The organism is Stenotrophomonas sp. CFBP 13725, from assembly GCF_014841935.1.
In the GTDB taxonomy this organism is placed as follows: domain Bacteria; phylum Pseudomonadota; class Gammaproteobacteria; order Xanthomonadales; family Xanthomonadaceae; genus Stenotrophomonas.
The window spans coordinates 26,308-35,422 of sequence record NZ_JACYUV010000019.1 but is presented as its reverse complement, the minus strand read 5'-3'; the positions used below and the strand labels follow the sequence as shown (position 1 = coordinate 35,422).

Annotated in this window: 9 protein-coding genes; 4 read left to right on the top strand and 5 right to left on the bottom strand. The window is 65.7% G+C overall.

Features of this window, described 5'->3' with window-relative positions; genetic code table 11:
• Positions 1-325 precede the first annotated feature (325 nt).
• Both IFT65_RS18320 and IFT65_RS18315 read left to right on the top strand, forming a co-directional pair.
• A complete protein-coding gene (locus IFT65_RS18320) occupies positions 326-670 on the top strand; it encodes a hypothetical protein (RefSeq protein ID WP_188325861.1) in 345 nt (114 codons plus the stop codon).
• 135 nt (positions 671-805) lie between these two features.
• A complete protein-coding gene (locus tag IFT65_RS18315; protein WP_192082840.1) occupies positions 806-1,960 on the top strand; it encodes a PQQ-dependent sugar dehydrogenase in 1,155 nt (384 codons plus the stop codon).
• 66 nt (positions 1,961-2,026) lie between these two features.
• On the opposite strand, the gene IFT65_RS18310 is transcribed toward IFT65_RS18315, so the two are convergent.
• The 5 genes from IFT65_RS18310 to tsaD form a co-directional block, all read right to left on the bottom strand.
• Positions 2,027-2,641 carry a hypothetical protein gene (locus IFT65_RS18310; protein ID WP_192082839.1) on the bottom strand — a complete coding sequence of 205 codons (615 nt, stop codon included), beginning with the start codon at positions 2,639-2,641 and terminating at the stop codon, positions 2,027-2,029.
• Positions 2,642-2,774: 133 nt separating this feature from the next.
• Positions 2,775-4,949 (bottom strand): glycoside hydrolase family 3 N-terminal domain-containing protein, encoded by a 2,175-nt coding sequence (locus tag IFT65_RS18305; RefSeq protein WP_192082838.1) that lies wholly within the window; start codon positions 4,947-4,949, stop codon positions 2,775-2,777.
• A 141-nt stretch (positions 4,950-5,090) separates the two neighbouring features.
• Positions 5,091-6,353 carry a mechanosensitive ion channel domain-containing protein gene (locus tag IFT65_RS18300; RefSeq protein ID WP_192082837.1) on the bottom strand — a complete coding sequence of 421 codons (1,263 nt, stop codon included), beginning with the start codon at positions 6,351-6,353 and terminating at the stop codon, positions 5,091-5,093.
• Positions 6,354-6,472: 119 nt separating this feature from the next.
• Complete coding sequence (folB, locus tag IFT65_RS18295; RefSeq protein ID WP_192082836.1) at positions 6,473-6,829, bottom strand: dihydroneopterin aldolase; 357 nt, start codon at positions 6,827-6,829, stop codon at positions 6,473-6,475.
• A gap of 220 nt (positions 6,830-7,049) precedes the next feature.
• A complete protein-coding gene (tsaD, locus tag IFT65_RS18290; protein ID WP_188325855.1) occupies positions 7,050-8,075 on the bottom strand; it encodes a tRNA (adenosine(37)-N6)-threonylcarbamoyltransferase complex transferase subunit TsaD in 1,026 nt (341 codons plus the stop codon).
• A 168-nt stretch (positions 8,076-8,243) separates the two neighbouring features.
• Here tsaD and rpsU point away from each other — a divergent pair, with 168 nt between their 5' ends.
• Complete coding sequence (gene rpsU / locus IFT65_RS18285) at positions 8,244-8,459, top strand: 30S ribosomal protein S21 (RefSeq protein WP_002808376.1); 216 nt, start codon at positions 8,244-8,246, stop codon at positions 8,457-8,459.
• 142 nt (positions 8,460-8,601) lie between these two features.
• On the top strand, positions 8,602-9,048 hold the full coding sequence (locus tag IFT65_RS18280) for a GatB/YqeY domain-containing protein (protein ID WP_192082835.1): 447 nt from the start codon (positions 8,602-8,604) through the stop codon (positions 9,046-9,048).
• Positions 9,049-9,115: the final 67 nt, after the last annotated feature.

Below are 9,115 nucleotides of genomic sequence, written 5' to 3'. Positions count from 1 at the left end.
CGACTTCAGTCGGCTGCATTTCGCGCAAGAGCAGCCGACTGAAGTCGGCTCTACCAGAGCGGGAGCAAGAGCAGCCGACTGAAGTCGGCTCTACCAGAGCGAGAGCAAGAGCAGCCGACTGAAGTCGGCTCTACCAGAGCGGGTGCAAGAGCGGCCGAATGAAGTCGGCTCTGCCAAAGCGGTGGCAGTGGCGGGGTGGCATTAGCAGCATGGGCGCAAGCCACCACCTGTCGGCTGCACGTTGCGCTCACGCCGTGGGCCCGGAGCGTTAACCGCCGCTACGCCATGATGGAGCCTCACTCATGACCAAGACGGAGCCCACCCAATGAGCCCCGATTATCAGATTCCCGGCCGCGTGCCGGACGACGGTGTGCAGCGCGACACGTTCTCCACTTACTGGCGTGAGCGCTATCCGAGCGAGCCGTACTTCGATGCCAACTCGGCGTTTGATGAGTACGAGCCCGCCTACCGCCTCGGCCATCAGTCGCGGGCACAGGATGTCATCCGTGCCTACGAAGAGGTTGAGCGTGAGCTGGAAACGCGTTGGGCCGCCGAGCGCGGAGAGAGCCGCCTGGAATGGCTGCAGGCGCAGCATGCCGTGAAGCGTGGCTGGGAAGATGCATTGCTGGCCGATCCGCGACTGGGCAAGGATCCGAAGCGCGGCCTCTGATCACGGCTGAGACATGATGGATCCCCGATGCGCCCCTCAGTGGGCGCATCGTCGTTTCCGCGCCGCGCACGGTGTGCACGACGGGGATGGTATACAGAAGGGGTTGGCCATCCGCGTCCCCGTCTGGAGATACCCATGACCCGTAAGTTGCTTCTCACCCTCGCCATCGGCTTGACGCCGGTGTTCGTCACTACCGCCTGCAGTGCGGCGGCACCCGATGCACCGGCCCCCGCCGCGACACCGAAGACACAGGCCGCGTTCAACAGCACGGAGTTCGCCCGCTTCGATGAGCCGTGGGCCATGGCCTTCCTGCCCGACGGCAGCCTGCTGGTGACCGAGAAAGGTGGCCGCCTGCAGCACTTCGATATCGCCACCAAGCAGAAGCACGAAATCAGCGGCGGGCCGAAAGTGGCCTACGGCGGCCAAGGCGGCTTCGGCGATGTCGTGCTGCATCCCGCGTTTGCCAGTAATCAGCTGGTGTATCTGAGCTACGCCGAACAGGGCAGCAACGATACGCGCGGTGCGGCCGTGGCGCGTGCCAAGTTGGTACTCGATGGCAAGGGCGGCGGCACGCTGCAGGACCTGTCGGTGATCTGGCGGCAGGATGCGAAGGTCAGCGGGAACGGCCACTACGGCCACCGCATTGCGTTCGGCCCGGATGGCAAGCTCTGGATCACCTCCAGCGAGCGGCAGAAGTTCGATCCCGCACAGGACATGAAGAGCAATCTCGGCAAGCTGATCCGGTTGAACGACGACGGCAGTGTGCCGGCAGACAATCCGTTCGTTTCGCAGGGTGGCGTCGCCGCGCAGGTGTGGTCGCTGGGCCACCGCAACATGCTCGGCATCGCCTTCGACGGCAGCGGCAAGCTGTGGGTGCACGAGATGGGCCCGGCCGGCGGCGACGAGTTGAACCTGATCACCCGCGGCGAGAACTACGGGTATCCGATCGTCTCCAATGGCGACCATTACGATGGGCGGCCGATCCCGGACCACAGCACGCGCCCGGAATTCGCGGCGCCGAAGATCACCTGGAATCCGGTGATTTCGCCTGCCGGCTTCATGATCTACAGCGGCGACCTGTTCCCCCAGTGGAAGGGCAGCGGCTTCATCGGCGGCCTGTCGTCGCAGGCGCTGGTGCGCGTGACGTTCGACGGCGAGAACGCGCGTGAGGCGGAGCGCTTCGACATGGGCGCACGCATCCGCGAAGTCGAGCAGGGACCTGACGGTGCGGTCTGGATCCTGGAAGATGGCAAGGACGGCAAGCTGCTGAAGCTGACCCCCAAGGGCTGAGCAACCGGGGTCGGATCCCTTTCGCAGCGCGAAGATGATCCGACCCCGCCCCTCGCGGGACGCGCGTTACTCCTGGATGGTCACGACCTTCACGTCGCTGCGGCTGCACGCCTGGTCCACGCAGGTGCCGTTCAACCAGACCTGGCCGCTGCCGATCATCACGCCCTGCTGGTTCGCGAACACGGTGTCGAAGGACTGCGCGGCGATCGCCTGCGCGACCGGCTTGGTGATGATCTGTGCGTAGTCGTGCTGGAACGCAGCGGCATCGGCGATTTCGCGCTTGCCGGCTGCGGTTTCGACACGCAAGGGATAGCGCATCAGCGTGGCGACCGCGGCACGGTCTTCGCTGGCAACGCCCTGCTGCAGCGCCTTGAATACGCGTTCATAGCTGTCCGCATCCCCGAGCACCCGCTCGATGCGGGTACGCGCCTGGCCGGCGTCCTGCGCTGCGGCGTCTGCCGGTGCGTTGGGCCCGGACTCCACGGCAGACGCAGTGCGGTCATCGGGTGCGGCCGTCATCGGCGGGGGCGTCGGCGTATCAGGCTGTGCAGGCGCTGCGCCCGTCATCGGCGGCGGCGCGGCTTCGTCAGCAGCGGGTGGCGCGGCGGAAGGGCTGCAGGCGGCCAGCAGCAAGGGGCTGGCAAGCAGCAACGGCAATGAGAAACGTCGTGTCAGGCGCATCGGTGACTCCGTCAGAATCGGTCACCACCAGCCTAGCCCGGCCAACGTGAGCCGGGCATGCATGACGGGCCGCAGACGCGTGTGCGCCGTGTTGGCAGACCCGTGCAACGCGCCCGCAGGCGCGTTGATCGCGTCAGCCCGCGAGCAGCTCGAACTGCACCGGTGAACCACTGATCGCCGAGGCACACACCCACAGGTCGAACAGCCCCGGCTCCGCACGCAGCACATTGTCGCGGCCGGTGAACTCCAGCTGCGAACGGTGCACGGTGAACGCCACCTCGACCGACTCGCCCGGCTGCAGCATGACCTTGCGGAAATCCTTCAGCTCACGCACCGGGCGCACGCGGCTGGCAACGCGGTCATGCACGTACAGCTGCACCACTTCTTCGCCGGCCACGCTGCCGGTGTTGGTCAGCGTGGTGGTGACGGTCAGCGTGTCATCCCAGCCCAGGCGGGCTGCACTCAGCTGCGGTACGCCGTAGGCGAAGCTGGTGTAGCTGATGCCATGGCCGAACGGGTACAGCGGCTCGTTCGGGATCTCGCGCCAGCGTGCCTTGAACTCCGACATGGTCGGCAGTTCCGGACGGCCGGTACGCGGATGGTTGTAGAAATAGGGCTGCTGGCCGGACACCTGCGGGAAGCTCACCGGCAGACGTGCGGACGGGTTGTAGTCACCGAACAGCACATCGGCCACGGCGTGGCCGGTCTGCGTGCCCAGGTACCACGTGATGGCCACGGCCTGCGCATTGCGCACCGCGCCCTGCAGGGCCAGCGCGCGACCATTGCGCAGCAGCACCACCAGCGGCTTGCCGGTCATCGCCACCGCTTCGGCCAGCGCCTGCTGCGCGGGCGGCAGGGTGATCTCCACGCGCGACTGTGCTTCGCCGCTGTACCGCTGCGGTTCGCCCAGGGCCAGCACCACCACGTCGGCGCGCAGGGCAGCCGCTACCGCTGCTTCGATGCCACCGCTGACGGCCGCTTCGAGGTCACAACCCGGCACCACTTCCAGCTGCGCTTCGTCGGCGATGGCCGCGCGCACGCCGGTTTCCAGGTCGACATAGCGTTCCTTGTCACCGAACAGCGTCCAGCAGCCTTCGATGTTCTCGCGGTCCTGCACGAACGGGCCGATCAGCGCGATCTTCTGGCCGGTCTTGCGCAGCGGCAAGGCGGCGTGTTCGTTCTTCAGCAGCACGATGGAGCGGCGCGCCGCATCACGCGAGAGCGCGTCATGGGCCACGATGTGCGCGTCATCGGCTTCGCGTGCCGGATCCAGCGAACGGTACGGGTTGTCGAACAGGCCGATGGTTTCCTTCAGCCACAGGATGCGACGCACCCCTTCGTCCAGCACCGACATCGGCACTTCACCACTTTCCACCAGGCCCGGCAGGTGTTCGGCATAGAAGCCGCTCTGCATGCTCAGGTCCAGCCCGGCGGTGAATGCCTTGGCCGTGGCGTCGCGGTCGTCGGCGGCATAACCGTGTGCCACCAGTTCCATGTCGGCGGTGTAATCGGAGATCACCACGCCGGGGAAGTTCCACTCACCGCGCAGGATGTCGGTCAGCAGCTCCGCATTGGCACTGGCGGGCACGCCGTTGATGTCGTTGAACGAGGACATCACGGTGACTGCACCGGCATCGAAGGCGGCCTTGAACGGCGGCAGGTGCACGTCGCGCAGGGTCTGCGGCGAGATGTCCACCATGTTGTATTCCATGCCCGCCATCACTGCACCGTAGGCAGCGAAATGCTTCGGCGTGGCAAGCAGCGCGTCATCCGCACGCAGGTCATCGCCCTGGAAACCGCGCACGCGGGCGGCGGCAAACGCACAGCCCAGCACCACGTCTTCGCCCGCGCCTTCCGCACCACGGCCCCAGCGCTGGTCACGGGCGATGTCCACCGCCGGTGCATAGGTCCAGTGCAGCCCGGCGGCCGTCGCTTCCACCGCCGTGGCACGCGCGGTGCGGCGGGCCAGGTCGGGCTCGAAGCTGGCTGCTTCACCCAGCGGAATCGGGAACACGGTGCGCATGCCGTGGATGACATCGGCCGCCAGGATCACCGGGATGCCCAGGCGGCTTTCTTCCAGCGCAACCTGCTGGATGCGGCGGCCCAGTTCGGCGCCCACGCCGTTGAACAGCGAGCCGACCTTGCCTTCACGGACCTGCTGCAGCACCTGGTCGGCGTTGCTCACGTTGGCTTCCGGGTTCACATCCGGTGCAAAGGGGCGAACCATGTCGGCGAACACGCCCAGCTGACCCACTTTTTCTTCCAGGGTCATCTGTGCAATGAGGGATTCGATACGTTCGGAAGCCACCGGGTGTCCTTGATGTAAACGTTTTCAGTGCCGACATTCTATCGGTATCGGGTCCATATGTGCGCATCTTCTGCGTTCATGTGGACCCGGTCTGTGCGGTTGGCCGCAAGGCCAGGGGGTCAGATTAAAGCACCCGGCCTATCAGCGGGCAGCGTCGCGGGCGGTCATCAGCATGGCGTCGCTGGATGACTGGAATACGCGCAGGCCGAAGGCCGGCAGGACCGCCAGCAAATGGTCGAAGATGTCGGACTGCACGCCCTCATATTCCACCCATGCCGTGCTGCGGGTGAAGCAGTACAGCTCCAGCGGCAGGCCCTCGGTGGTCGGCTCCAGCTGGCGCACCATCAGGGTCATGTCCGTGTTGATACCGGGGTGGCTGCGCAGGTAGCGGTCCACGTACGCCCGGAACGTGCCCAGGTTGGTGACCCGGCGGCTGTTGATCTCGTCGGCGCCGCGTTCGCGAAGCTCGGCATTCCAGGCCGCCAGTTCCTCGTCCTTGGTCTTCAGGTAGTCGCCCAGCAGCGCGAAGTGGCCGATGCGGGTGCGGACTTCCGGCGCCATGAAGCCGACACTGTGCTGGTCCAGGTACAGCGAGCGCTTGATCCGCCGTCCACCGGACTCCTGCATGCCGCGCCAGTTCTTGAAGGACTCGGTCACCAGCTTCTTGGTCGGGATGGTGGTGATGGTCTTGTCCCAGTTCTGCACGGTGACCGTATGCAGGGCGATATCGATGACATCGCCATCGGCATTCTGGCTGGGCATTTCGATCCAGTCGCCCAGGCGGATCCGGCCGTCGCCGCTGATCTGCACGCTGGCGACCAACGACAGGATGGTGTCCTGGAAGACCAGCATGAGGACCGCGGTGGCGGCACCCAGGCCGGTCACCAGGTAGCGCAGCTCGACACCGGCGAGGGTGGCGACGATCGCCAGGCCGGCGATGGCGAAGATGACGATCTTCGCCACCTGCAGGTAACCCTTGATCGGCTTGTTGCGCGCGTCCGGCCGACGCTCGTACAGATCGTTGGCGGCGTCGAGCCCATGCGATATCGCCAGCGAGACGGTCAGGATCGCCCATGCCTGGCAGGCGGCGACGATGAAGGCGACCAAGCCCGCCGGCAGGTCCGGTACATAGGTGATGCCGGAGGCGATGACCTGGCTGGGCACGACGTTGGACAGGCGCGCGATGACCCGCATGACGTTGCTGCCACGGCCGGAATCGGCACCGGGCAGGCGGGCGATCAGGCGACGCAGGCCGCGAAGCAGGATGCGCTTGGTGACCCAGTTGGCGACGAACGCGGCGATCACCAGCGCCGACAGCATCAGGCCGAGGTACGCACCCGGGTAGGGCGCCAGGGAATCCTGCAGCTTGTCCAGCCAGTTCACGATTACTACCGCATCCACCATCAGTTGTGTCTCCTGCTGTTTCAGTTGTGTTTCGGGTTGTCGGGGGTGTGTGCCGGGAGATTGCGTGCCGACTGAAGTCGGCACTACCGGTCGGCGTTACCGGTCGGCACTACTGGCCGTCAGCGCGCGCGTTCGCGCTCGATGATCACGCCGACGGCACGGGCGCCGCGTACGGCACCGGGCTTGCTGAGTTTCAGCCGCAGCCAGTGCACATCGAACTCCTGCAGGACGATCTCGGCACAGCGCTCGGCCAGGGTTTCCACGAGGCCGAAGTCAGAAGCACGCACGTACTCTTCCAGCCGCTTGCTCACCGCCTTGTAGTTCAGCGTGTGCTCGATGTTGTCGCTGGCAGCCGGGCGGCGATTGTCGAAGCCCATTTCCAGGTCGAACACCAGCGTCTGGCGGATACGGCGCTCCCAATCGTAAATGCCGATCAGGGCGTCGATTTCCAGCCCTTCGATGAATACCTTGTCCATGCCCGATGCCCAGCGAATGAGGCGGCCATGGTAACGGGACCGGGCGTGGGGTGCAGGGACGGGGCGTGAACGGGTAGCCCGCTGCGACGGCTCATTCGATGATTTCAGGCGCTGCCGGGCCACCACGGCCAAGCGTCGGAAACCGGTTGATCGATGAACTTCAATTTGTCACGTTTGTACAAGGCGTATGCGACATGCGCTGATCAGCAACCGCGTTTCCTTACACAGCCGGCAGCGTCGCCATGTCCCAACGAGGAGTGACGTCCACGCGCGGCGGAGTGTGCTGGCCGGCCTGCAGCCGCAGCGCGCCGGCGAAGGCGATCATCGCGCCGTTGTCGGTGCACAGCGCCGGACGCGGAAAACAGGCGCGGCCGCCCAGCTTGGACGCCATCTCCTGCAGGCGCACGCGCAGGCGTTTGTTCGCCCCCACGCCACCGGCCACGACGATGACATTGGTGCCTGCCGCCTCCAGCGCGCGGCCGCATTTGATCACCAGTGTTTCCACCACCGCGTCTTCAAAGCCGCGGGCGATGTCGGCACGGGTCTGCTCGGTCTGGTCGCTGTCGCGCCATGCCAGCAGCACCTGGGTCTTCAATCCGGAAAAACTGAAATCCAGCCCCGGCCGGTCGGTCATCGGCCGCGAGAAGCGGAACGCGCCCGGACGCCCCTGTTCGGCCAGCGCGGCCAACTGCGGACCGCCCGGATACGGCAGCCCCATCATCTTGGCGGTCTTGTCGAAGGCTTCGCCGGCGGCATCGTCCAGGGTCTCACCCAGCAAGCGATACCGGCCGATGGCGTCCACCGCCACCAGCTGGGTATGGCCACCGGATACCAGCAGCGCCACGAACGGGGCCTGCGGCGGGTCGTCTTCCATCAGCGGAGCCAGCAGATGGCCTTCCATATGGTGTACACCCACCGCCGGCACGTCCAATGCCCATGCCAGCGAACGGGCCACGCCGGCACCGACCAGCAACGCGCCGACCAGCCCGGGGCCGGCCGTGTAGGCCACCCCGTCGATGTCGTTGACGCCCATCCCGGCCTCGTCCAGCGTCTGCCGGATCAGCGGCAGCAACTTGCGCACATGGTCACGGCTGGCCAGTTCAGGCACCACCCCGCCGTACTCGGCGTGCAACGCGATCTGGCTGTACACCGCGTGGGCGCGCAGGGCCTCGATGCCGGTCAGGTCGGTGTCATACACCGCCACGCCGGTCTCATCGCACGAAGATTCAATACCCAGGACTCTCATGTGGTGTATTATGCGCCCCCTGCGTGCTCCTCAGGGGCGATGCAGTCCCTTGAGATGCAAGAAAACCGGCCCGTATTCAGGCAGGGGCGCTTGCAGTTTATCGAACCGCCGCTATAATGTGCGGCTCGCCGGGTATAGACCCGGTTCTACACAGTGTCCGGAGATTCCATGCCCAGCGTCAAAGTCCGCGAGAACGAACCTTTTGAGTTTGCTCTTCGCCGCTTCAAGCGCACTTGCGAAAAGGCCGGTGTGCTGGCCGAAACCCGTAAGCGCGAGTTTTACGAAAAGCCGACCCAGGAACGTAAGCGCAAGGCTGCTGCTGCAGTAAAGCGTCAGCTGCGCCGTTCGTCGCGCGACGTTACCAAGCGTCAGCGCCTGTACTGATCGGACGCACTCATGGCGACAGGTCCTGCCTGTCGCGGTGAGGTTGAAGCCGGCACGCGCAAGCGTCGCCGGCTTTTTGCGTTCCCGGGAATCCGTTCCCGATGCCCCTATCTGCCCGACCATCGACACACGAGGTGCCCCCATGAACATGAAGCTGCAGCTCAACGACGACATGAAGGCCGCCATGAAGAGCGGCGACAAGCACACCCTGGGTGTGGTCCGCCTGATCAAGGCTGCCGTCCAGCAGAAGGAAGTGGACGAGCGTATCGAACTGGACGACGTGGCCGTCATTGCCGTGCTGGACAAGATGGTCAAGCAGCGCAAGGACTCGATCAGCCAGTACGAAGCCGCCAACCGCGAAGATCTGGCACAGATCGAGCGCGAGGAAATGGTGGTGATCGAGCGCTACCTGCCGGCCAAGATGGGCGAAGCGGAGATCATCGCGGCGATCCAGGCGGCCGTTGCCGAAACCGGCGCTGCCAGCCCGGCCGACATCGGCAAGCTGATGGGCGCGCTGAAGCCGAAGCTCGCCGGCCAGGCCGACATGGGCCTGGTGTCCAAGCTGGTCAAGCAGCAGCTCGCGGGCTGACGTAAACGCCTGCGCACTTCTGCCCTGGTGGTGGCGCGCCATGCTCGGCGGACAGGGTCAGAACGCT

Coding starts and splice junctions, on each gene's coding strand:
- IFT65_RS18320 (WP_188325861.1), top strand. CDS start 326: ATGAGCCCCGATTATCAGATTCCCGGCCGCGTGCCGGACGACGGTGTG.
- IFT65_RS18315 (WP_192082840.1), top strand. CDS start 806: ATGACCCGTAAGTTGCTTCTCACCCTCGCCATCGGCTTGACGCCGGTG.
- IFT65_RS18310 (WP_192082839.1), bottom strand. CDS start 2,641: ATGCGCCTGACACGACGTTTCTCATTGCCGTTGCTGCTTGCCAGCCCC.
- IFT65_RS18300 (WP_192082837.1), bottom strand. CDS start 6,353: ATGGTGGATGCGGTAGTAATCGTGAACTGGCTGGACAAGCTGCAGGAT.
- folB (WP_192082836.1), bottom strand. CDS start 6,829: ATGGACAAGGTATTCATCGAAGGGCTGGAAATCGACGCCCTGATCGGC.
- tsaD (WP_188325855.1), bottom strand. CDS start 8,075: ATGAGAGTCCTGGGTATTGAATCTTCGTGCGATGAGACCGGCGTGGCG.
- rpsU (WP_002808376.1), top strand. CDS start 8,244: ATGCCCAGCGTCAAAGTCCGCGAGAACGAACCTTTTGAGTTTGCTCTT.
- IFT65_RS18280 (WP_192082835.1), top strand. CDS start 8,602: ATGAACATGAAGCTGCAGCTCAACGACGACATGAAGGCCGCCATGAAG.